Annotated in this window: 17 protein-coding genes and 1 tRNA gene; 8 read left to right on the forward strand and 10 right to left on the reverse strand. The window is 66.9% G+C overall.

Annotated elements, in window-relative coordinates:
* Positions 1 to 36: 36 nt before the first annotated feature.
* The 4 genes from DR843_RS13425 to DR843_RS13440 form a co-directional block, all read right to left on the reverse strand.
* Positions 37 to 1317, reverse strand: a complete 1281-nt coding sequence (locus tag DR843_RS13425) for an IS256 family transposase (protein ID WP_172461499.1) — start codon at positions 1315 to 1317, stop codon at positions 37 to 39.
* Positions 1318 to 1621: 304 nt separating this feature from the next.
* Positions 1622 to 1697 (reverse strand) — tRNA-Thr (locus tag DR843_RS13430).
* Positions 1698 to 1929: 232 nt separating this feature from the next.
* The gene (gene katG / locus DR843_RS13435; RefSeq protein ID WP_109686575.1) at positions 1930 to 4164 is read right to left on the reverse strand and encodes a catalase/peroxidase HPI; all 2235 of its coding nucleotides are present in this window, start codon (positions 4162 to 4164) and stop codon (positions 1930 to 1932) included.
* A gap of 13 nt (positions 4165 to 4177) precedes the next feature.
* Complete coding sequence (locus DR843_RS13440) at positions 4178 to 4615, reverse strand: Fur family transcriptional regulator (protein WP_109686577.1); 438 nt, start codon at positions 4613 to 4615, stop codon at positions 4178 to 4180.
* 94 nt (positions 4616 to 4709) lie between these two features.
* On the opposite strand from DR843_RS13440, the gene DR843_RS13445 reads away from it, so the two are divergent.
* On the forward strand, positions 4710 to 4961 hold the full coding sequence (locus DR843_RS13445; protein ID WP_109686579.1) for a type II toxin-antitoxin system Phd/YefM family antitoxin: 252 nt from the start codon (positions 4710 to 4712) through the stop codon (positions 4959 to 4961).
* Complete coding sequence (locus DR843_RS13450; protein WP_109686581.1) at positions 4958 to 5338, forward strand: type II toxin-antitoxin system VapC family toxin; 381 nt, start codon at positions 4958 to 4960, stop codon at positions 5336 to 5338. The genes DR843_RS13445 and DR843_RS13450 overlap by 4 nt, the downstream gene beginning before the upstream one ends.
* Positions 5339 to 5439: 101 nt before the next feature.
* On the opposite strand, the gene DR843_RS13455 is transcribed toward DR843_RS13450, so the two are convergent.
* Both DR843_RS13455 and purL read right to left on the reverse strand, forming a co-directional pair.
* Entirely contained in the window at positions 5440 to 6297 is an 858-nt protein-coding gene (locus tag DR843_RS13455) for an SDR family oxidoreductase (protein ID WP_109686583.1), read from the reverse strand.
* Between the two features lie 35 nt (positions 6298 to 6332).
* Entirely contained in the window at positions 6333 to 10211 is a 3879-nt protein-coding gene (gene purL, locus DR843_RS13460) for a phosphoribosylformylglycinamidine synthase (protein WP_109686585.1), read from the reverse strand.
* 74 nt (positions 10212 to 10285) lie between these two features.
* On the opposite strand from purL, the gene DR843_RS13465 reads away from it, so the two are divergent.
* Together DR843_RS13465 and DR843_RS13470 are read left to right on the forward strand one after the other, a co-directional pair.
* Positions 10286 to 11374: an SLC13 family permease gene (locus DR843_RS13465; RefSeq protein WP_109686587.1), complete on the forward strand. Its 1089-nt coding sequence runs from the start codon at positions 10286 to 10288 to the stop codon at positions 11372 to 11374.
* Positions 11375 to 11603: 229 nt separating this feature from the next.
* Positions 11604 to 13094, forward strand: coding sequence for an HNH endonuclease signature motif containing protein (locus tag DR843_RS13470; protein WP_109686589.1), 1491 nt, complete (start codon positions 11604 to 11606; stop codon positions 13092 to 13094).
* Positions 13095 to 13249: 155 nt separating this feature from the next.
* Here the strand turns inward: DR843_RS13470 and DR843_RS13475 are convergent, their stop codons facing one another.
* The 4 genes from DR843_RS13475 to DR843_RS13490 all read right to left on the reverse strand — a co-directional run bounded on the left by DR843_RS13475 (position 13250) and on the right by DR843_RS13490 (position 18968).
* Positions 13250 to 14530, reverse strand: coding sequence for an IS256 family transposase (locus DR843_RS13475; RefSeq protein WP_172461486.1), 1281 nt, complete (start codon positions 14528 to 14530; stop codon positions 13250 to 13252).
* Between the two features lie 85 nt (positions 14531 to 14615).
* Positions 14616 to 16223 (reverse strand): AMP-binding protein, encoded by a 1608-nt coding sequence (locus DR843_RS13480; RefSeq protein WP_109686591.1) that lies wholly within the window; start codon positions 16221 to 16223, stop codon positions 14616 to 14618.
* 21 nt (positions 16224 to 16244) lie between these two features.
* Positions 16245 to 17816 (reverse strand): acyl-CoA synthetase, encoded by a 1572-nt coding sequence (locus tag DR843_RS13485; protein ID WP_109686593.1) that lies wholly within the window; start codon positions 17814 to 17816, stop codon positions 16245 to 16247.
* Positions 17817 to 17819: 3 nt separating this feature from the next.
* Complete coding sequence (locus DR843_RS13490; RefSeq protein WP_109686595.1) at positions 17820 to 18968, reverse strand: acyl-CoA dehydrogenase family protein; 1149 nt, start codon at positions 18966 to 18968, stop codon at positions 17820 to 17822.
* Between the two features lie 79 nt (positions 18969 to 19047).
* Between DR843_RS13490 and DR843_RS13495 the strand changes: the two genes are divergently transcribed.
* The 4 genes from DR843_RS13495 to DR843_RS13510 are packed head-to-tail and all read left to right on the forward strand — an operon-like array spanning position 19048 to position 24297.
* Positions 19048 to 19839 carry a TIGR03084 family metal-binding protein gene (locus DR843_RS13495; RefSeq protein ID WP_109686597.1) on the forward strand — a complete coding sequence of 264 codons (792 nt, stop codon included), beginning with the start codon at positions 19048 to 19050 and terminating at the stop codon, positions 19837 to 19839.
* Complete coding sequence (locus tag DR843_RS13500; protein WP_109686599.1) at positions 19836 to 21542, forward strand: acyclic terpene utilization AtuA family protein; 1707 nt, start codon at positions 19836 to 19838, stop codon at positions 21540 to 21542. The genes DR843_RS13495 and DR843_RS13500 overlap by 4 nt, the downstream gene beginning before the upstream one ends.
* Complete coding sequence (locus tag DR843_RS13505) at positions 21542 to 22702, forward strand: acyl-CoA dehydrogenase family protein (protein ID WP_109686601.1); 1161 nt, start codon at positions 21542 to 21544, stop codon at positions 22700 to 22702. Before DR843_RS13500 ends, DR843_RS13505 begins: the two co-directional genes overlap by 1 nt.
* A complete protein-coding gene (locus DR843_RS13510; RefSeq protein ID WP_109686603.1) occupies positions 22699 to 24297 on the forward strand; it encodes an acyl-CoA carboxylase subunit beta in 1599 nt (532 codons plus the stop codon). The genes DR843_RS13505 and DR843_RS13510 overlap by 4 nt, the downstream gene beginning before the upstream one ends.
* Positions 24298 to 24304 lie beyond the last annotated feature (7 nt).

A 24304-nucleotide genomic window follows, 5' to 3' on the forward strand; every position in this document is an offset into this window, starting at 1 on the left:
AAGGGTCCGTCTGATTCTTTGTGTAAGTGGCATCGGCTAGTTCAGACCTAGGCGGTCGCCGTAGGTCATGGATAGTACGTTCAGGATGTTCTTCCAGCCGGCGATCTGCCCGGTGGGGTTGGGTCGGTTCTTCTGCCGCTCCAACACCGCGAGGTAGAGCACCTTCAACGCGGATTGCTCGTCCGGGAAATGGCCCCGTCGACGTGTCGCTGCCCGGAACCGGGCGTTCAACGACTCGATCCCGTTGGTCGTATAGATCAGTTTGCGGACCTCGACAGGGAAGTCCAGGAACGGGATGAACTCGGTCCAGGAGTTGCGCCACATCCGCACCATCGCCGGATACAGCGGTTCCCACTGCTGCGCGAAGGTCTCGAACTCGGTTTCGGCCGCCGCCAGCGACGGGGCGGTGTAGATCCGCTTGAGGTCGCGGGTGATGGCCTGCCAGTACTTCTTGGAGGCGTACCGCAGACTGTTGCGGACCAAATGCACCACACACGTTTGCACCGTGGCGGCCGGCCAGGCCGCGGTGATCGCTTCGGGCAACCCTTTGAGGCCGTCGCAGCACACGATGCACGCATCGAGGATGCCACGATTCTTCAAGTCCGACAGCATGTTCATCCACTGCTTAGCTCCTTCCCCACCCGAAGGCCCGACCCACAACCCCAGCACATCGCGAAAACCATTGAGGTCTATACCGATTGCGACATACACCGGCCGGTTCGCCACGGTCCCTTCGCGGACCTTCAACACGATCGCGTCAATCAAGATCACCGGGTAGATCGCATCCAACGGACGCGCCGACCACGCCTTCATCTCACCCAACACCTGGTCGGTGACCCGCGAGACCAGGTCCCGGGAAACATCGGTGTCGTACACCTGGGACAGGTGAGCGGCGATGTCCCCGGTGGTCATGCCCTTGGCGTACAGCGAAATCACGGCCTCATCGAACCCGGCCAGGCGGCGCTGGTGCTTGGGCACGATCTGCGGTTCGAACGTGCCGGCCCGATCCCGCGGAACCTGGATCTGCACATCCCCGATCTCGGTACGCACCGTCTTAGGACTGGAGCCATTGCGGGAGTTGCCCCCATCACGGCCAGCCACAGCGTGCTTGTCATACCCCAGGTGGGCGCTCATCTCGGCCTCCAACGCCGCCTGCAGCACCCGCCGCGTCAGCGTCGTCAACAACCCACCCTCACCGGTCAAAGCGACCTGCCGCTCGACCGCCGAAGCGACCAACTGCTGCGCCAGATCATCAACGTCAACCGACTCGGCCGACGACCTCGCCACCAACTCACCATGCGCTTGCTCATCAGACATGACGCGATCTTCCTTCCGCCCCAGCCAAAGCCATGGACGTCACGCCAAGCCACTTACACAAAGTTCCGGACAGACCCCCGCCTGAGCGACCCATCGACCGGAGAACAACCCTCCGGTCAACCAGCATGCCCAGCAACGACTTCCGGATGATTCGACCGTCCGCGGAGCCCATTTGCCCGGACCCCAGCCCAGCAGAACCACGCCCGCAACCCCGCGTCCGCGGGCCCAACCAACGCCACCCACGCCCAGCCCCGCCTCCACACCGGTTTCGCAAACACAACCACCACGAAACGCGAACACCCCATGGAGCCGGCGACAGGAGTCGAACCCGCGACATCCTCATTACAAGTGAGGCGCTCTACCAACTGAGCTACGCCGGCGTGCTCACCGAAGCGAGCCCGCCCGATGCTACCTGCGCGGCCACCTGCGAGGAAAACCGCCGCTGCGCGGGTGCCGTGCCGTCACGATTCTGAGGAGATCGCGCATTCTGAGGGAGCCGGGAGCACACCTGCCCCTCAAGAACATCCATCTCCTCAGAATCGGTGGTCGCGCCGCCGCAACGCAAACAGCCCGGACCCATCACGGGTCCGGGCTGCTGCGTCAGCGATCAGATCAGACGTCGAACCGGTCGTTGTCCATGACCTTGGCCCACGCCGCAACGAAGTCCTTGACGAACTTCTCCTGCGCACCGTCCTGGGCGTAAACCTCAGCCACTGCACGCAATTCGGAGTTCGAGGCGAAGACCAGGTCCGCACGGGTACCCGTCCACTTGCCGTCTTCGGACTCGAACTGGTCGTTGGAGCCGGCTGCGTGCCAGACCGTGCCGAGGTCAAGCAGGTTGACGAAGAAGTCGTTCGTCAACTGACCCGGGCGGTCGGTGAGCACCCCGTCGGTGGAGCCAGCAGCGTTCGCGCCGAGCACCCGCAGACCACCGATCAGCACGGTCAACTGCGGAGCCGTGAGGTTCAGCAGGTTGGCCTTGTCGATCAGCAGGTACTCCGCCGGCAGCTTGGCGTCGGCGCGCACGAAGTTGCGGAATCCGTCGGCCTTCGGCTCCAGCCACGCGAAGGAGTCGACGTCCGTCTGCTCCTGGGTCGCGTCGCCGCGGCCGGGAGTGAACGGCACCTCAACCGTGACACCCGCTGCGGCAGCGGCCTGCTCGACGCCGACGTTGCCGGCGAGGACGACCGTGTCAGCGAACGTGATGTCGTTGGCGTCGGCGATGGTCTCCAGCTTGGCGACGACCTCAGCCAACTTCTCCGGGTCGTTGACCTCCCAGCTGCGCTGCGGCTCCAACCGGATCCGTCCACCGTTGGCGCCACCGCGCTTGTCAGAGTTGCGGTACGACGAGGCAGCGGCCCACGCGGTCGAAACCAGTTGCGAGACAGACAGTCCCGAGTCCTTGATCTGCTGCTTCACCGCAGCGATCGTGTCCGGGGTCGCAACGTGCGTCGGCGCCGGGATCGGGTCCTGCCACAGCAGTTCTTCGCTGGGCACCTCCGGGCCGAGGTACCGCGAAACCGGTCCCATGTCGCGGTGGGTCAGCTTGAACCAGGCGCGGGCGAACGCGTCCGCCAGCTCCTCGGGGTGCTCCATGAAGCGTCGCGAGATCTTCTCGTACACCGGGTCCACCCGCAGGGCCAGGTCGCTGGTCAGCATGGTCGGCTTGCGCTTCGCGCCGCCCTCGTCGGGCGCCGGGATGATGGCCTCGGCGTCCTTGGCGACCCACTGGTGCGCACCGGCGGGCGAGGTCTCCAGCTCCCACTCGTAGCCGAAGAGGATCTCGAAGAACCGGTTGCTCCACTGCGTCGGCACATCGGTCCAGGTGACCTCCAGGCCCGAGGTGATGGCGTCCTTGCCGGTGCCCGAACCGTAGGTGCTCAGCCAGCCCAGACCGCCGGCTTCAATCCCGGCCGCCTCCGGCTCCGGGCCGACGTGACCATCGGGGGTCGCGGCGCCGTGCGTCTTACCGAAGGTGTGGCCGCCGGCGATCAACGCGACGGTCTCCTCGTCATTCATGGCCATCCGGCCGAAGGTGTCCCGGATGTCGCGGGCGGAGCCCAGCGGATCCGAATTCCCTTCCGGGCCTTCGGGGTTCACGTAGATCAGACCCATCTGGACCGCGGCCAGCGGGTTGTCCAGCTCACGGTCGCCCTTGTAGCGCTGCGCACCACCCTGGTCGCCACCGAGCCACTCGGTCTCCGGACCCCAGTACACGTCGTCGTCCGGCTCCCACGCGTCGACACGCCCGCCGGCGAAACCGAAGGTCTTGAAACCCATCGACTCCAGCGCGACGTTACCGGTGAGGATCAGCAGGTCGGCCCACGAGAGGGCGTCGCCGTACTTCTTCTTGATCGGCCACAGCAAGCGGCGGGCCTTGTCGAGGTTGACGTTGTCGGGCCAGGAGTTCAGCGGCGCGAACCGCTGCTGGCCGGTGCCGCCACCACCACGCCCGTCCTGGACGCGATAGGTGCCCGCGCTGTGCCAGGCCATCCGGATCATCAGCGGGCCGTAGTGGCCGAAGTCTGCCGGCCACCAGTCCTGGCTGGTGGTGAGGGTCTTCTCGATGTCGGCCTTCACCGCCGCGAGGTCGAGAGTGTTGAACGCAGCCGCGTAGTCGAACTCCTCGCCCAGCGGGTTCACGGCGGGCTGGTTCTTGGCCAGGATCTTCAGGTTCAGACGGTCCGGCCACCAGCGACGGTTCGCGTCGTTCTCGGTGGGCTGGACGCCGGCGTCGTGCAGGACGGGGCAGCCACCAGCAGGGGCCTGGTCGTTCATCTCACCGACTTCGGCGTTCGCCTGCGTCTTGTGGTCGTCGGGATGGGCATCAGGAAGGTGTTCGGGCATGACTGAATCCCTTTCAGAGAGAGGTGGGTACAACTTGGGAAGCACAGTCGGGGCATTGGCCCCAGTAGACGACCTCGGCCTCGTCGATGACGAAACCGTGGGCCTCGGATGGCTCGAGGCATGGCGCGGCACCGATCGCGCAATCGACGTCCGCTACGACCCCGCAGGTGCGGCACACGATGTGATGGTGGTTGTCACCGACGCGCAGTTCGTATCGGGCCACCGAACCGGCCGGTTGGATTCTGCGCACAATGCCGGCGTCGGCGAGGGCAGCCAACACGTCGTACACCGCCTGTTGGGACACGGCCGGTTCGCGGTCGCGCACTGCCGTCAGCACGCTGGCAGTGTCGGCGTGCGGGTGTTGGCGTACGGCGTCCAGCACCGCCAGACGGGGACGGGTGACCCGTAGATCCGCCGCCCTCAGCACCTGCTCGAAATCGCTGTCATCCATTGATCGCCCACCCTGCAGTCTTTTCTTGAACAATTCAAGTCTAGCTCGAAAGTCGGTCATTCGGTGTCGAATAGCACAAGTGCTACCCTGAGGTATGGCCACCGTTGGACTACGCGAACTCCGACAAGACGCATCCCACCTGGTGCGCCGGGTCGAGGACGGCGAGGAGATCACCGTGACCGTCGCCGGACGCCCGAGCGCTCGTCTGGTCCCTGTGTCTGGTCGCCGTTGGCGCGCGTGGACCGATCTGGAAGATCTGTTCGCGGGGCCAGCCGACACGAATTGGGAGACGGATCGCGATTCCATCGACCACGACGTCATGCGCGATCCGTGGCTACCTCGGTGAGGACCGTCCTCGATACCAGCGTATTGATCGCGCGCGACGTTGCCCCGATCGAGGGCGAACTCGCGATCAGCGCGGTCAGTGTGGCCGAGTTGCACTTCGGTGTGCTCGTGGCATCGAGCCCCTCCGTGCGCGCCGAGCGACTGCGCCGGTTGTCGCTGCTGCAGCGTCAGTTTGATGCCCTGCCCGTCGATGACGCGGTTGCCGACAGCTACGGGCAGCTCGCCGCAGCTGTTGTCGCAGTCGGGCGCAAGCCGCGCGCCCGGTCACTCGACCTGCTCATCGCAGCCACGGCCCATGCCCACAACTCCCGGCTATGCACCCGCAACCCTGGTGACTTCCGCGGCGTGGAGGACCTCGTCGAGATCCTCCACGCCTAGTGCGCTGCGCGCCAAATTGTTTAACGCTTGGGATGCGTGAAGGTCCTGGTCAGGGGCGGAGCACCTCGTCCAGGACTTTCAGCGCAGCCCACTAGATCCGTCTAGTGCAGGGAGAAGTTCCCGACGTCGCCCTTGGGCTCCACCCAGAAATCCAACGCGAGATCGGCATCGGTCGCACCTGGCAGCAGGTACTGCGAGAAATCCGTGACACCAGCGGCTTCCAGCACGTCGTCATCGATCAACAACTGGCCGGTGCGCTCGCGACTGGGGGTCGTCAGGATGACGTACGCCGCGTCCGCCATGATCTCCGGCGTCCGGCTGCGCTTCTCCTCACCCGGGGCGACGATGTTGCGTACGGCGGCCGTGTCGATCGCCGTACGTGGCCACAGGGAGTTGACGGCGACGCCGTCTTCGCGCAGCTCCCCGGCCAGACCCAGGGTCACCAGCGACATGCCGTACTTGGCGATCGTGTAGGCGGTGAACCCGTTGAACCACTTCTCGTCCAACAGGATTGGCGGCGAGAGGGTCAGGATGTGCGGGTTGTCCGACTTCTTCAGATGCGGGATGGCGCACCGCGACAGCAGGAACGCGCCGCGGGTGTTGATCTGCGTCATCAGGTCGTACTTCTTCATCGGGATCGACTCGCTGTCGGTCAGGTCGATCGCCGACGCGTTGTTGACCACGATGTCGATCCCGCCGAACTTCTCCGCGGTCTGGGCGACGGCGGAGGCCACGAACTCGTCGTCGCGCACGTCGCCGACCAGGGGCAGTGCCTGACCACCGGCCTTCTCGATCGCCTCGGCCGCGGTGTAGATCGTGCCCGGCAGCTTCGGATGCGGCTGCCTGGTCTTGGCCAGCAGCGCCACGTTCGCACCGTCTGCGGCAGCCCGCAGAGCAATGGACTCGCCGATCCCGCGGCTCCCGCCGGACATGATGATGGTCTTGCCCTGCAATGACATTCGGACTCCTTTGTCGTGTGCCTAACGCGTCGAAACTAGCCAACGAACACCCGGGCGTTGCGGAAGATCCGCAGCCAGGGACTTTCTTGCTCCACCGGACCCGAGGTCCACGACATCTGCACGTTGCGGCTGACCCGCTCCGGGTGCGGCATCATCGCGGTGAACCGGCCGTCGTCGGTGGTCACCGCGGTCAGCCCCTGCGGCGAACCGTTCGGGTTGTGCGGGTACGTCGTGGCGATGCCGCCAACGTGGTCGACGAACCGCACTGCCTGGTGGACGTTCTCAAGCGAACCGCGCGCCGAGAAGTTCGCGAACCCCTCACCGTGCGCGACCGCAATGGGGATGCGGCTGCCGGCCATCCCTGCGAAGAGCACGGAGGGTGAGTCGAGGACCTCGACCTGGGTCAGCCGGGCTTCGTACTGCTCCGAGACGTTGCGGGTGAACGACGGCCACGCCTCAGCCCCTGGAATCAGATCGGCCAGGGCGGCGAACATCTGACAACCGTTGCAGATCCCGAGACCGAACGTCCCACTGCGGTGGAAGAATTCGCGGAACTGGTCGGTGAGTTCGGGGTGGAAGAGCACCGAGCGCGCCCAGCCCTCCCCCGCTCCCAGCGTGTCGCCGTAGGAGAAACCACCGGCGGCGACCAGGCCGGTGAACTCATCCAGCGCGATCCGGCCGCTCTGCAGATCGGTCATGTGCACGTCGTACGCGTCGAAACCGGCCCGGTCGAACATGAACGCGGTCTCGACGTGCGAATTGACGCCCTGCTCGCGCAGGACCGCCAGTTTGGGCCGGACGCCCTTCGCAACGTACGGCGCGGCCACGTCGTCGCTCGGATCGAACGTCGGCGCCACCACCAACCCAGGGTCGTCGTCCGCGGCGAACGCTGCGTGCTCCTGGTCGGCGCACTCCGGGTTGTCCCGCAACCGGGCGATCCGCCAGGACACTTCGTCCCACACCTGGCCCAGATCGCGCAGCGACTCATCCAGGGTGGGAGCGCCATCAACCGAAACCGTCACGCGGCGTGTCGAATTCGGCGCACCGACCACCGAGAACGACAGCCCGCGCGACCGCAGCACACCGGAAGCCGACTCCAGGGAGTCAGCCGGCACCTCCAGGAGTACCCCGAGCTCCTCGGTGAATAGCGCTGCCACTGAGGGCACCTCGAGAGAGACACCGGTCGCTCCCGCGAAGGCCATCTCGCACGCCGCCGCCCACAGACCGCCATCGGAGCGGTCGTGATAGGCCGTGACCAGGTCCGCCGACCGCAACTCGGCCAGCGCATCCGCAAGGGCCAGCACCTGATCCGGATCGTCCAGATCCGGCACCTCGGATCCGAACCCACCCGACACCTGCGCCAGCATGGAACCGCCGAGCCGGTTCTTCCCGGCCCCGAGGTCGACCAGAACCAACTTTGAATCACCCTGCAGCGCAGGGGTCCACGTGCCACGAACGTCCGGCAGAGAGGCGAACGCGGTCACCACCAACGACACCGGCGAGGTCACCTGCTTCGTGACGCCATCCTCAGACCAGCGCGTGCGCATCGACAGCGAGTCCTTGCCCACCGGCACCGAGATGCCCAGGGCCGGGCACAACTCCATCGCGACCGCGGACACCGTGTCGTAGAGTGCGGCGTCCTCGCCCGGTTCACCACAGGCTGCCATCCAGTTGCAGGACAATTTCACCCGCGACAGCGAGGGGACCGGCGCGGCCAGTAGGTTCGTCAGCGCCTCACCGACCGCCATCCGACCCGAGGCCGGAGCATCCTTGGCCGCCAATGGAGTTCGCTCGCCACTGGCCATCGCCTCACCGGCGAAGCCAACGTGGTCGGCCAGCGTCACCGCGACGTCAGCGACCGGCACCTGCCACGGACCGACCATCTGATCGCGATGCGTCAGACCGCCCACCGTGCGGTCGGCGATCGTGATCAGGAACCGCTTGCTGGCCACCGAGGGGTGACGCAACACGGCATACGCCGCTTCCCGTACGTCGATCGCGGACTCGTCAAAGTCCGTTCCGTTCCGCACGACCCGGGTGACGTCCCGGGTCATCCGCGGCGGCTTACCTAGGAGCACCTGCATCGGCATGTCGATGGGGGTGTCCGCGGGCGTGTCGTCGGCCGAGGAGGTCACGACCAACTCACCGTCGTCGGCGGCGACTCCGACCACGGCGTACGGGCATCGCTCACGCTCGCACAATGCTCTGAACTGGGGCAGTGACGACGGGGCGATCGCCACGACGTACCGCTCCTGTGACTCGTTGCACCAGATCTCCTTGGGTGCCAGGCCTGATTCCTCCAACGGCACTGCGGACAGGTCGAATCGGGCGCCCAGACCGGCATCGTCGACCAACTCCGGGAAGGCATTGGACAGCCCACCCGCGCCCACGTCGTGGATCGCCAGGATCGGGTTCTCCTGCGGACCGAGCGACCAGCAGTGGTTGATGACTTCCTGCGCGCGACGCTCGATCTCGGGGTTGCCGCGTTGGACCGAATCGAAGTCGAGCGAGGCGGCGTTGGTGCCGGCCGCCATCGACGATGCAGCTCCGCCGCCCATCCCGATCCGCATCCCCGGGCCGCCGAGCTGGATCAGCAATGTGCCGGCGGGGAAAGGAATCTTCTCGACCAGATCGGCACTGATCGTGCCCAGGCCACCCGCGCTCATGATCGGTTTGTGGTAGCCGCGGCGCACACCGTCGACGGTCTGCTCGTAGACCCGGAAGAAGCCGCCCAGGCCCGGCCGACCGAACTCGTTGTTGAACGCGGCTGCACCGATAGGCCCCTCGATCATGATCTCCAGCGGTGACGCGATGTGCGACGGTGCGCCGTATTGCTCTGTCTCCCAGGACTCCTCGGTGTCCGGAAGGTGGAGGTTCGACACCACGAAACCCGTCAGGCCGGCCTTGGGTGCCGAGCCCCGACCGGTCGCACCCTCATCGCGGATCTCACCGCCGGCACCGGTCGCGGCGCCGGGGAACGGGCTGATGGCCGTCGGGTGGTTGTGCGTCTCGACCTTCATCAGGACGTGTACGTCGTCCTCGCGACCGCGGTAGGCCGAGGGGCCGTCGGCTGCAGACGGCAGGAAGCGCGTGCGGCTTCCGCCTTCCATCACCGACGCGTTGTCCTTGTAGGCGACGACCGTGCCCGCACCTGCGACCTGCTCGGTGTGCCGGATCATCCCGAACAGGGACCGCGTCTCGGCCTGTCCGTCGACGATGAAGTCGGCATTGAAGATCTTGTGTCGGCAATGCTCGGAGTTGGCCTGCGCGAACATCATCAGCTCGACGTCGGTGGGGTTGCGCTGCAGGCCGGTGAAGGACTCCACCAGGTAGTCGATCTCGTCGTCGGACAGGGCCAGGCCGAGGTCGCGGTTGGCTTCTTCCAGCGCCGAACGGCCATGCCGCAGGATGTCGATGTGCTCCATCGGCTCGGGGTCGCGCTCGGCGAACAGCGCCGCGGCGTCGTCGCGCGCTGGGAACGCCACCTCGATCATCCGGTCGTGCAGCACGTCGGCGCACGCTGCCCAGTCGGCTTGCGTCAACGGCGCGGACGAGGCCACGGTGAACTCGGTGACCCGTTCGATGCGCTGCACTTCGACACCGCAGTTGTGCGCGATGTCCGTGGCCTTGGACGCCCACGGCGAGATCGTGCCAAGGCGCGGAGCCACCACGACGAGAGCTCCGGTTGCGCCGGGAACCCAGGGGTCGCCGTACGTCAAGAGCCGCTCGACCGTCTCGTGGACCTCTGGTGAGAGCGGCGCGGCGCTGGCCACCCAATGCACGTAGCGGGCGCTGACCGCGGTGACGGTCGGGACGACGGCCTGCAGGCGCGTGACCAGCCCGGCTGCGCGGAACGGGGAGAGGGCATTGCCTCCGGGGACGACGGTGAGCACGTGATCGTGCGCAGCGGGCATGCGTGGGTCTCCCGGGGTTACGCGGCGGTGTTCACCCTCAGGCTACCGGTGGCCGGGGCTGCTAGCGTCATGCGGTGCTCAGCGCCCACGAGGTGCTCGATCTTGCGGCACGGGTCGGGCCGGTGCTCGTCTTCCTGGTCGCTATCACAGTGGTCGCCGAAATCGCTTCGATCGCGGGCGTGTTCGACGTTGCGGCGCACTGGGCAGCGCGAGCCGGTGGTCGCCGTACCTGGCGATTGTGGCTCTTGATCGTGGCGCTGGCCTGCGTGAGCACCATCGTGTTGAGCCTGGACACCACCGCGGTGCTCCTGACCCCGGTCGCGATCACGGTCGCCGCCCAGGTGGGGGTCTCGCCGGTGCCGTTCGCGATGACGACGCTGTGGCTGGCGAACACCGCCTCGCTGCTGCTGCCGGTCTCGAACCTGACCAATCTGTTGGCGCTGCACCACGTCGCGTCCACGAGCGCCTACCTGCGGTTGTCCTGGGCGCCCGCGCTGGCCGCGATCGCGGCGACCGTGCTCGTGCTGGCTCTGCGCCATCGTCGGGTTCTGAGGGGAACGTACGACGTGCCGTCGCCTCCGTCGCCGCACGACCGGGTCCTGCTGTGGTCGGCCGGGTGCGTGTGTGTGCTGCTGGGGCCGCTCTTCGTGACCGGGCTGGTGCCTGCTGTGCCGGCCACGGTTGCGGCGGTATTCCTGGCCGTCGTGCTCTTCGTGCGCGACCGGTCCCGGCTGCGGGAGATCGCCGTGCCGTGGCGGCTGGTGGTCGGTGTGGTCGTGTTGTTCCTCGTGGTGCAACTGGCACTCGACCACGGGCTGCGGTCCTTGCTGGGCTCGGCGGTCGGCTCGGGCGTAGGCACTCTCGATCTCTTCCGGCTGGCGTTCACCGGCGGGGTGTCAGCGAACCTCGTCAATAACCTGCCGGCCTACCTGGCCCTCGAATCGGTGGCGTCCGACGCGCCCGCCCGGCTGATAGCCCTGCTGATCGGGGTGAACGCGGGTCCGCTGGTCACGGTGTGGGCGTCGCTGGCGACGTTGCTGTGGCGGCAGCGGTGCCGGGCAGCCGGGCTTTCCATCTCGACGCGCCGACTGGCTCTCGAAGGGTTCGTTGCGGCGGTCGCGTCCGTCGCGGCGGCAACCGTGGCCCTGGTCGTGGTCGCCTGATCTGATGGTGGCCCGATCTACTGCTCACCGTCTCGACGCGGCTTCGTCGCGGCTGCTTCGTTCCGGACGGCCGACGGCGCGGCTGTGGACGTCTCGGCTGTGGATAGCCGTGGACGCTGGGCGGTTATCCACACTGGCTGATTTCCTTCTTCTGACTGTCGGTGCTGGCTCGTAGTCTCTTCTCAGTCCGGTTCGGGTTTCTCGTGGGGACGGGAAGGGGGTGGAGTCAATGGTGGGTGTTGTCACTGGCGGTTCGGTCACGGAAAGCACTGTGCCGCCCGGTGTTTCATGGGCGGGCGGGGTGGCCGGGGTGCATGCCGCGGTGGATGCGTTGACCGCCTGCCGCTCAAACGGCGACCTGGGCAGCGATCCGTCGGTCACCGACGACGATCTGCGCTCGCTCAGTTCGTCGCTGGCCCGGGCGAAAGCCCGGATCGACGCCGCCTTGATGGTGTTGGCGCGGGGGTTACACGACCGGGACACCGCCCGGACGGTCGGCGCGACCAGCACCGGGCAACTGTTGGCGGCTGATTTCGGGGGTGACCGGCGCGAGGGCAACGCCCTGGTCCGTGCCGCGATCCACCTGTCCAACACCCCGGTCGTGGAAGACGCGTTAGCTGAGGGTCGGGTGAATCGGGAACAAGCCGGGATCATCGCCAAAGCCCTCACCCACCTCCCCGTCGCCGTGGCCACCGAGGACCGGGTCCGCGCCCAAGAATCGCTACTCGATGCGGCCCGGTTGTTGTCGATCCAGGACCTGGGCCGGGCCGCGACCCGCGCCGCCGACGCCTTCAAGACCCCGGCCGAGGCGGACGAGCACGAAGAGAACCAACTACAAGCCCGGGAACGCCGCGCCGCCCGGGCGGCCCGGTTCTGGATGCGCGACAACCGCGACGGCACCCACCGCGGCGGCTTCACCGTCCCCGACACCGAAGCCGAAATGCTCCGCACCGCCATCGAAGCGTTGTCCGCACCCCGGCGCTACCACCTAGAAGACACCGAACCAGCCGAAGCGGCTGAATCAGGTGAGCCGGGTGAGTCGAGGGATGCTGGGTTGCCGTCGGACCAGGCGCACCGCCAAGGACGCGCGTTCGCGACCATCTGCACCCACCTACCCGCCGACGCCCTACCCAACGCCGGCGGGATCGCCGCCGTGCTCACCGTGAACGTCGACTACGACACCCTCACCGGCCAGGTGGGTCCCGGCACGCTGCCCTCCGGGGCCCGGATCTCCGCCAGCAAAGCACGCGAGATCGGCTGCGGGGCCGGGATCCTGCCCCAAGTCCTCGGCGGCAAGTCACTGCCCCTGGACCTGGGCCAGACGCAACGGTTCTTCAACGCCACCCAACGCCGCGCCCTGGCCCTGCGAGACCGAGGCTGCGCCTACCCCGGCTGCGACCGCCCACCGCACTGGTGCGAAGGCCACCACTGGCGAAACCCCTGGACACCCCACAACCCCGAGGACCCCCATGGCGGCACTGATCTGGACAACGGGTGCCTGCTGTGCGCCCACCACCACCGGCTCGTGCACGACCGCCACGTAGAAACAAGGGAGAAAGACGGGTACCTGGAATTCCTGGTCCCACCGGTCATCGGACAGAAAACCAGAACCGGGTACGGCGGCGACCTGTTCACCCCCGACAACCCACCCGGCCGATTGCAATGGCAACGCAACTACCACTGGTCAGCGCACAACCCACCCGACCGCAAAAGCGCCTGAGGTGGGCTCGCGGGCTCGCAACGTCCGAGATCCGCACTATCTCGGAGGTTCGGTTGATCAAACAACCGAGAAGGTGCAGATCTCCTAGACAGTGAGGCGGTCTGGGGATGTAGTCAACTACGGGTCCGTCTGATTCTTTGTGTAAGTGGCATCGGCTAGTTCAGACCTAGGCGGTCGCCGTAGGTCATGGATAGTACGTTCAGGATGTTCTTCCAGCCGGCGATCTGCCCGGTGGGGTTGGGTCGGTTCTTCTGCCGCTCCAACACCGCGAGGTAGAGCACCTTCAACGCGGATTGCTCGTCCGGGAAATGGCCCCGTCGACGTGTCGCTGCCCGGAACCGGGCGTTCAACGACTCGATCCCGTTGGTCGTATAGATCAGTTTGCGGACCTCGACAGGGAAGTCCAGGAACGGGATGAACTCGGTCCAGGAGTTGCGCCACATCCGCACCATCGCCGGATACAGCGGTTCCCACTGCTGCGCGAAGGTCTCGAACTCGGTTTCGGCCGCCGCCAGCGACGGGGCGGTGTAGATCCGCTTGAGGTCGCGGGTGATGGCCTGCCAGTACTTCTTGGAGGCGTACCGCAGACTGTTGCGGACCAAATGCACCACACACGTTTGCACCGTGGCGGCCGGCCAGGTCGCCGTGATCGCCTCGGGCAAGCCTTTGAGGCCGTCGCAGCACACGATGCACGCATCGAGGATGCCACGATTCTTCAAGTCCGACAGCATGTTCATCCACTGCTTGGCTCCTTCCCCACCCGATGGGCCGACCCACAACCCCAGGACATCGCGGAAACCGTTGAGGTCTATACCGATTGCCACATACACCGGACGGTTCGCGACCGTCCCTTCGCGGACCTTCAGCACGATCGCGTCGATCAGGATCACCGGGTAGATCGCGTCCAACGGACGCGCCGACCACGCCTTCATGTCACCCAGGACCTGGTCGGTGACCCGCGAGACCAGGTCCCGGGAAACATCGGTGTCGTACACCTGGGACAGGTGAGCGGCGATGTCCCCGGTGGTCATGCCCTTCGCGTACAGCGAAATCACGGCCTCATCGAACCCGGCCAGGCGGCGCTGGTGCTTGGGCACGATCTGCGGTTCGAACGTGCCGGCCCGATCCCGCGGAACCTGGATCTGCACGTCCCCGATCTCGGTGCGCACCGTCTTGGGGCTGGAGCCATTGCGGGAGTTGCCGCCATCGCGGCCGTTGACCGCGTGCTTGTCATACCCCAGGTGGGCGCTCATCTCGGCCTCCAGGGCTGCCTGCAGGACCCGCCGCGTCAGCGTCGTCAACAACCCACCCTCACCGGTCAAAGCGACCTGCCGCTCGACCGCCGAAGCGACCAGCTGCTGCGCCAGATCATCAACGTCAACCGACTCGGCCGACGACCTCGCCACCAACTCACCATGCGCTTGCTCATCAGACATGACGCGATCTTCCTTCCGCCCCAGCCAAAGCCAGGGACGTCACGCCAAGCCACTTACACAAAGTTTCGGACAGACCCTCAACTACCTACTCGCGCAGTGCGGCTCGGACCTCGTGCTTCTGGACTTTGCCGGTGGCGGTCTTCGGCAGCTCGGGCAGGACCGTGACCTGTTTGGGGACCTGGAAGCCGGCGAGTCGCTGCTTCGCGGCTGCGATCACGTCGTCGGCCAACTGCGCTGGGTCCACGGAGCCGTCGGCGACCACGACCGCGGTGACCGCTTCGCCCCAGCGCTCGTGGGGCACGCCGACGACGCAGCACTCCGCCACCCCGGGCACCCCGCCGACGACCCGCTCGACGATCACCGACGACACGTTCTCGCCACCAGACTTGATGATGTCCTTGACCCGGTCGGTGAACCACACGACCGCGTCCTTGTCGATGTGCCCGACGTCGCCGCTGTGGAACCAGCCACCGGCGAAGGCTGCCGCGTTGGCAGCCGGGTTGTTCCAGTAGCCGGCGCACACGTTGCCGCCGCGGTAGACGATCTCGCCGGTCTCATCGATCCCGACCACTTCGCCGCCGCCGGGTTGCATGATCCCCACGTCCAGGGTGGGCACCGCCGAACCCCAGGAGTTCGGAGCACTGTGCCGGTGCTCGGGGAACTGCATCACGGTGGCCGGCACAACCTCCGTCTGGCCCGAGCCCAGAATGACGTCAGCGTTGGTGAACGTGTCATCGACCGCCGCCAGCAACTCGTCCGGCATCGGCGCCATCGCATAGATCGCCGTGGTCACCCCGCTGACGTCCCGCGGTTTGGCCTTCTGAGCCGCCAGGGTCGCCGCCCACATCATCGGCAACATCATCGTGTGCGTGACGTTCTCCCGCTCGATGAGGTCGAGAACGGCGTTCGGATCGAAGGCCGGCAGCAGCACCGCCGTACCGCCGACGGTCAACATCGGCTGGGTCAGCGTGTTCAACGCCGTCGTGTGGAACATCGGCAACACCACCAGCATCGTCGGTGACTGCAAGCCCCAGGTCTGCCGGGTCACGATCACATCGGACAACAGCGCGATCTGCAGGGACACATGGCTGACCAACACACCCTTGGGCCGTGAGGTCGTGCCGGAGGTGTAGAGACACTGCACGATGTCCCGGTCGTCGACGATGACCTCGACCGGCACGTCCGAGACACTCGCCGTCCAGGCGTCCCAATCCTCCGTCCGGACCCGCTCGAACGGCTCACTTCCACCGACCACGATGACCGTCTCGACCAGCGGCAGGTCCGGCAACAGAGCAGCGACCCGTGGCGCGAACACCGCATCGACCACGATCACCGTCGCCTGCGCATCGGCCAGGATCCACCGCTGGTCCGCCGCCGTCAGCACGATGTTCACCGGCATCGCAACCATCCCGGACTTCGCGCACCCGTAGTAGGTGGCCAGCATCCGCCAGGAGTTCATCATCAGCATCGCCACCGGGCTCTGCGCCGGAAGGCCCAGGTCGAGCAGAGCGCGAGCGACGTGCTCGGCGGAGTCGTTCAACTCGGCGTACGTCACCCGGTCGGCACCGTCGACCACGGCGACCCGGTCGGGGAACATGCCCGCCATCCGGCGCAGCGAGTCACCAATGTTGACCCGCGTGGCCAGGTTGTATTCCAGCGGATCGACCTGCGACACATCAGCTTTCATGACCATGGTTGCTCCTTCGTTTGGATGTCACCGATTCACGGCACTGGCCGCGCCGCCGTACTCTTCGCGCAGATCCCGTTTGAGCACCTTCCCGGTGGCGGTGCGCGGCAGCGCGTCGACGAACTCGACCCGTTTTGGCGACTTGAAGTGCGCGACCCGCTCCCGAGTCCACGCCAGCAGGTCCGGCCCGCTCACCTGACCATCCGGTGTCAGCGCCACCACGGCCACGATCGACTCACCCCATGCGGTGTCCGGTACGCCGATCACAGCCACCTCGTTCACCGCCGGGTGGCGGTACATCACCTGCTCGACTTCGATGGGATAGACGTTCTCACCACCGGTGATGATCATGTCCTTCTTGCGGTCGACCAGCGTGTAGAAGCCTGCCTCGTCGCGGCGACCCAGGTCACCGGAATGGAACCAGCCGCCACGCATCGCCTCAGCCGTCGCCTCCGGCTTCTTCCAGTACCCGACCATGACGTTCGGCCCCCGGATCACCAACTCGCCGACCGCACCGACCGGCACATCCTCGCCGGCCTCGTCGACCAACCGGAACTCGACGTGCATCAGCGGCTTGCCGATGGATCCGGCGTGCTCGAGCACCTGGTCGGGCTGCAAACAGGAAGCGTTCGGTGAGGTCTCGGTCATCCCGAAACCCTCGGTGAACTGCACACCCCTCGCGCGCATCCCCTCGATCACCACGATCGGGCACGGCGCGCCGCCGCTGACCGCCGTCCGCAAGGAGGACAGATCCCGTTCGGCAAACGATGGCGCGTTCAACACCGCGGCCCACATCGCCGGGACCAGGAACGCGTTGGTGATCCGGTGCCGTTCGGCCAGTTCGAGCCACGAGTCGGGAGTGAACGCCTCCTGGATCACCGTGCACGCCCCGAGATAGAGGTACGGCGCGGTGTGCACCCCGAGGGCACCGATGTGGAACAGCGGCGCACTGGACAACGTGACGTCCCGGCCGTTGTTGCCCTCACCCAGGCCCAGCCCGTTGAAGACGTTCCACTGGAAGTTGCCGTGGGTCAGCATCGCGCCCTTCGGCGCGCCGGTCGTGCCCGAGGTGTACATCAGCACACACACCTCATCGAGGTCGATGGGCAGGGTGACCCGGTCCGGGTTTCCGCTGCGCAGGAAAGCCTCGTACTCACTGTCCGCGGCCCGGTCAGCCGACGTCGGCACGGCGATGCGCTCGCGGACCGCCGTACCCTCCGAGCAGGCGGCCTCGGCCAGCTTGGACAGGGACGTGGATTCGAACAGCACGGTGGCGCCGCTGTCGGCCAGCACGTACCGGACCTCAGGGGCCGACAGGCGGAAGTTGACCGGGACGCTGATGGCGCCCAGCTTCGCGACGGCGACGTAGATCTCCATCATCGCCACGCTGTTCAGCGTCAGCATCGCGACACGATCGCCGCGGCCGATACCGCGGCCCCTGAGCGCATCGGCCAGCTGATCGGTGCGAACCTCGAGTTGGGCGTAGCTGGTCACCTCGCCGGATTCGGCACTGATCAGCGCCGGGCGTTCCGGGTTGCGCAGCGCGTGTTTGGTGACCCAGTCACCGAAGCCGGCATCGACGCCGAGTGCGTGGTCCATGGTTCAGCTCAACGGGTAGCCGTCGATGCGGGCGACGACCTGCAACATGACTTCGTCAGCGCCGCCGCCGATGGAGGCGAGCCGGGCGTCGCGGAACATCCGCGCCGTCCAGGTCTCCTCCATGTAGCCGATACCGCCGTGGAACTGCAGGCACATGTCCGCGACCTCACGCACCAGCCGGCCCGCCTCCCACTTGGCGATCGAAGCCATCCGGGTGATGTCCTCCCCCGCGAGCACCGCCTCGCAGACCGCCTGGTTGTGATGCCGCAGCAGGTCGTTGCGCGCCGCGAGCTCGGTCAGCCGGAAGGCGATGTACTGGTGCTGCGCCAGCGCCTTGCCGAAGGTCTTGCGCTGCAACAGGTAGTCGCGGGTCTTCTCCAGGGCGACATCGACCTGGCCGACGATGGAGTAGGCCGCGGCCATCCGCTCGATGACGAATTGCTCCATCTGCTGCTGGAAACCGCGACCGATCGTGCCGATCGTGTTCTCGACGGGCACCCGCACCTGGTCCAGGACCAGTTCGGCGGTGTCGGACGACCGGTTCCCGAGCTTGTCCAGTTTGCGGGCGACCGAGAACCCTTCGGACGCCGTGGGTACGACGATCTGGGACATCCCGCGGTAGCCACCCTCATCGGAGGTGCGGACCAACAAACAGACCCAGTCGGCCTGCACCCCGTTGGTGATGTAGAGCTTGCGCCCGGTGATCACCCAGTCGTCGCCATCCCTGGTCGCCCGGGTGCGCAGCGCCGACACATCGGATCCGGTATCCGGCTCGGTCACCCCGATGGCGGCGACCATCTCACCGGCGATCGCCGGTTTCAGGAACTTCTGCCGCAGTTCGGGCGAACCGTACTTCGCCAGTGAGGGGGTGGCCATGTTCGCCTGCACATTGATCGCCATCGAGACGCCACCGGCGGCGATCCGGCCGAACTCCTCGCAGGCCACCATCGTGTAGGAGTGGTCGGCGCCCTCGCCGCCGTCCTCGGGCGAGTATTCGAGGCCGAGCAGACCGTACTTGCCCAGCTGCGGGAACAACTCGTGCGCCGGGAAGATGCCGTCCGCTTCCCACTGGTCGACGTACGGGTTGATCTGGGTGTCCACGACCGACCGGACGGTGGCCGCGAACGAACGATGGTCATCGGTGAGCCGCATGACCGAACGTTACCTAGATCACACTTTGGAAAACAAGCACTCTTGCTTGATTTCTTTCTGTGTGGCAACGTCGGCCCTCATGAACACCGTGGATCACCTCAGCGCCGAGGGCGACGATCTGGCGGCGTTGGTTCGCGATCTGACCACCGCCGAATGGCAGCGGCCAACCCCAGCGGCCGGCTGGAGCATTGCCCACCAGATCGGCCACCTCGCCTGGACCGACGAGGTCGCGCTGGCCGCGGTCACCGATCCAGACGCCTTCGCCGAGGTCGTGGCGCAGGGCGCCGCCGACCCCCTGCACTTCACGGACACGACCGCCGCCGCGCGAGCCGAACTGCCTGCCGCACAACTGCTTTCGCAGTGGCAGGATGGCCGGGCAAAGCTGGCCGAGGCACTCACCGCTCTCCCAGACGACACCAGCATCGGGTGGTTCGGTCCCCCGATGAAGCCGCGCTCGATGGCCACCGCCCGACTGATGGAGACGTGGGCGCACGGTCAGGACGTGGCCGATGCACTCGGCGTACGTCGAGTGCCCACCGACCGCTTGCGGGATATAGCTCACCTGGGTGTCCGCACCCGTGCCTTCGCCTACGCGATCAACCAGCTGGAACTTCCCGCTGCTGAACCGCGCATCGAGCTGACGGCCCCCTCGGGTGCGTTGTGGACCTGGGGACCGGACACCGCCGAGGATCGGATCACCGGACCGGCTGAGGACTTCTGCCTGGCGGTCACCCAACGCCGCGAGCTGCCCGAACTGGCCCTGGTCGCCACCCCGGGCGCGGCGACCGAGTGGCTCACTATCGCGCAGGCGTTCGCCGGCGCACCGAAGGCGGCGGTCCGCGCCGCACACACCAGAGAGGTGACCCGATGACCGACGCCCTGCGAGTGGGCAACTGCTCCGGCTTCTACGGCGACCGGATCAGTGCCATGCGCGAGATGCTCGAAGGCGGGCCCCTCGACGTACTCACCGGCGACTATCTGGCCGAGTTGACCATGCTGATCCTGGGCCGCGACAAGGCCAAGGACGCCTCGCTCGGCTACGCCAAGACATTCCTGCGGCAGCTCGAGGAGTGCCTCGGTCTGGCCATCGACAAGGGCGTCCAGATCGTCAGCAACGCGGGCGGACAGAACCCGGCCGGGCTGGCGGCCGCGATCCATGAGCTATCCGAGCGGCTGGGCGTGGGCGCAACCGTCGCGTACGTCGATGGCGACGACGTGACCGCCCGTGCCGCCGAGCTTGGGTTGCCTGAGTCGCTGGCTGCGAACGCCTATCTCGGCGCCTTCGGGATCGCCGAAGGGGTGCGCTCGGGTGCCAACGTCGTGATCAGCGGCCGGGTCACCGACGCCTCGGTCATCATCGGTCCGGCGATCGCCCGATTCGATTGGGGCCGTGAGGATTACGATGCTCTGGCCGGTGCCACCGTGGCAGGCCACATCATTGAGTGCGGCACCCAGGCCACCGGCGGCAACTTCGCCTTCTTCACCGAGATCGCCGATCTGCTGCATCCCGGCTTCCCCATCGCGGAGATCCGCGCCGACGGCAGCAGCGTGATCACCAAGCATCCGGGCACCGCTGGCGCCGTCACCGTGGACACCGTCACCGCCCAGTTGCTCTACGAGATCGGCGGCGAACGCTACTACGGCCCCGACGTCACCACACGTCTCGACAGCATCCGACTGTCCCAGGAAGCGCCCGACCGGGTCCTCGTGGACGGCGTCACCGGGGAAGCGCCGCCCGCGACGCTGAAGGTGTCCTGCAACGCGCTCGGCGGCTTCCGCAACCAGGTTGCCATGGTGCTGACCGGCCTGGACATCGACGCCAAGGCCGACCTCGCGCGACGCGGCTTCGAGCAAGCCCTGAAAACCCAACCCGCACAGATCGATTGGGAACTCACCAAGACCGCAGTCGCCGACGCTGACACCGAAGAAGGCGCCTCCGCCAAGCTCATCGTCACCGCCCGTGACAAGGACCCCAAGGTCGTGGGCCGGGCCTTCAGCAACGCCGGCGTCGAGATCGCGTTGGCCAGCTACCCCGGCTTCCATTCGATGACCCCGCCGGCCGACGCCACGGCGTACGGCGTCTTCACGCCGGGCTTCATCCCCCAGGAAGAGGTTGACCACCGGGTGACCCTTCCCGACGGTACCCAGCTGACGATCGAGGCCCCGGGTGACTACCTGACCGAGACGGCGATCGAGGCGCCGGCCACCGGTCCGGCGCCCGCCGGCGATACCGTGCGCGCCCCCCTCGGCCGGGTCGCCGGAGCGCGAAGCGGCGACAAGGGCGGCAGCGCCAACATCGGCGTATGGGCCCGCGACGACGCCGGATTCGCCTGGCTGGCAGAGGCTCTCACGACCGACACGCTCCGGGAGCTGCTTCCTGAAACCGCTGACCTCGCGATCCACCGCACCGTCTTCCCGAATCTGCGGGCGGTGAACTTCCTCATCGAGGACCTGCTCGGTGAGGGCGTCGCCTACCAGGCCCGCTTCGACCCGCAGGCCAAGGGCCTCGGCGAATGGCTGCGCGGTCGCTACCTCGACATCCCCACAGCCCTGCTACCCCAGGAAGGCCACTGATGAACCCCTGGCAGACCGACGAACTGCGTGCCTTGCGCGACACCGTCACCCGCTTCACCAAGGACCAGATCCTGCCCTACCAGGACCAGTGGGAGATCGACGGCGAACTCCCCCGCGAACTGTCCAAGAAAGCCGGCGCCCTCGGCATCCTCGGCGCCGGCTACCCGGAGGAGGCTGGCGGTGGCGGCGGTGGCCTGCGCGAGTCGGTGACCGTCACCGAGGCACTGCTGGAGGCCGGCGCCGCGGGCGGCGTTCCGGCGTCGATGATCACCACCGGTATCAACGTGCCGCACCTGATCGCCGCCGGCGACCCGTGGCAGATCGACCGCTGGGTCCGCCCCGCCCTGGACGGCGACATCATCGGCTCCCTGGCCATCACCGAGCCCGGTGGCGGCTCCGACGTGGGCGGCCTGCGCACCACCGCCCGCCGCGACGGCGACGAGTACGTCGTGAACGGCGCCAAGACCTTCATCACCTCCGGCACCCGCGCCGACTTCGTGGTCACCGCGGTGCGCACCGGCGGCCCGGATCTGCCTCGCGCCCGGGGCGTTTCGCTGGTGGTGATCGAGAAGGGCATGCCTGGCTTCACGGTCAGCAAGAAGCTGCAGAAGATGGGCTGGCACTGCTCCGACACCGCCGAGCTGAGCTTCGAGGACGTCCGCGTGCCGGTACGCCACCTGGTCGGCGAGGAGAACACCGGCTTCGCGCAGATCGGTGCGCACTTCGTCAGTGAACGTATCTGGCTTGCGGCACAGGCGTATTCGCACGCCCAGCGCTGCCTGGACCTGAGCGTCCAGTGGTGCCGCGACCGCGTTACCTTTGGCGAACCGCTGATCAGCCGCCAGTCGGTCCAGGACACCCTCGCGGACATGGCCCGCAAGATCGACCTGGCCCGCACCTACACCCACGCCGTCGTCGACCAGGCCCTGTCCGGGGACACCACCGATCTGATCCCGCGGGTCTGCTTCGCCAAGAACACCGCCACCGAGTACGGCGAGTGGGTGGCTGACCGCGCCGTGCAGCTCTTCGGCGGGATGGGTTATCTGACCGAGGGTGAGGTGGAGCGGCAGTACCGCGACATGCGCATCCTGGGCATCGGCGGCGGCACGGTGGAGATCCTGCGGCAGTTGGCGGCACGCAACCTGGGGCTGACTGCATGAGCACGCTCACCTCAACCCTGGATCCCACGAGCCCGGACTACGCCGCCAACGTGACGGCGATGCAGGAGAAGCTGGCCGAGATCGACGGGGAACTGGCCAAGGCCGTCGACGGCGGCGGCGAACGGTCCAACACCCGGCACGCGTCCCGCGGCAAGATGACGGCTCGCGCCCGCATCGAGTTGCTGCTGGACCGCGATTCGCCGTTCCTGGAGTTGTGCCCGCTGGCCGGCTACGGCAGCGAGTTCACCGTCGGCGGCAGCATCGCCGGCGGCATCGGGGTGGTCAACGGCGTCGAGTGCATGATCGTGGCCACCGACCCCACCGTGAAGGGCGGCGCCACCAACCCCTGGGCGATGCGCAAGTCGCTGCGGCTGCAGACGATCGCCCTGGAGAACCGGCTGCCGGTAATCTCGCTGGTCGAGTCCGGTGGCGCCGACCTGCCCCGGCAGTTGGAGATCTTCATCCCCGGCGGTCGCTCCTTCAAGAACCTCACCAACCTGTCCAAGGCGGGCATCCCCACCATCGCCCTGGTCTTCGGCAACTCCACCGCCGGCGGCGCCTACCTACCCGGGATGAGCGATCACATCGTGATGATCAAGGAACGCTCCAAGGTGTTCCTGGCCGGGCCGCCGCTGGTGAAGGCGGCCACCGGCGAAGTCAGCAACGACGAGGAACTCGGCGGCGCAGAGATGCACGCCCGGGTCTCCGGTCTGGCGGACTACTTCGCCGAGGACGAGCAGGACGCCATCCGGATCGGTCGGCAGATCGTCGGCCGACTGAACTGGAGCAAGGCCGGGCCGAAGCCTCGGGCGCTGGCCACCGCTCCCCGGTACGACGAAGAGGAGTTGCTCGGCGTCGTACCACCGGATCTGAAGGTGCCCTTCGACCCCAAGGAGGTCATCGCCCGAGTCGTCGATGACTCGCAGTTCGATGAGTTCAAGCCACTCTTCGGTACCTCGCTGGTCACCGGTTGGGCGGACGTGCACGGCTACCCGATCGGGATCCTGGCCAACGCCCGCGGCGCCCTCTTCAACGAAGACGCCCTGAAGGCAACCCAATTCATCCAGTTGGCGAACCGCTACAACACTCCGCTGCTCTTCCTGCACAACACCACCGGCTACATGGTCGGCAAGGACTACGAGCAGCGCGGCATCATCAAGCACGGTGCGATGATGATCAACGCCGTCTCCAACTCGACCGTCCCCCACATCTCGATCCTGCTCGGATCCTCCTACGGCGCAGGGCATTACGGCATGTGTGGGCGACCCTATGACCCCAGATTCCTCTTCACCTGGCCCAGTGCGCGGTCCTCGGTGATGGGCGCGCAGCAGTTGGCCGAGGTCACCTACAACGTGTCCAAGGCGTCGGCGGAGGCGCAGGGCAAGCCGTTCGACGACGAGGGCGCCCTGGCGATCAAGGCCGCGATCGAGCACCAGATCGACGCCGAGTCCCTACCCCTGGTCCTGTCCGGGATGGTCTACGACGACGGGATCATCGACCCGCGCGACACTCGCACCGTCCTGGGCATGACCTTGTCCGCGATCCACTCCGCACCAGTGGAAGGCACCGGCGAGTTCGGTGTCTTCCGGATGTGAGGCAGCC

It is taken from the genome of Branchiibius hedensis (assembly GCF_900108585.1).
GTDB classification, from domain to species: Bacteria; Actinomycetota; Actinomycetes; order Actinomycetales; family Dermatophilaceae; genus Branchiibius; species Branchiibius hedensis.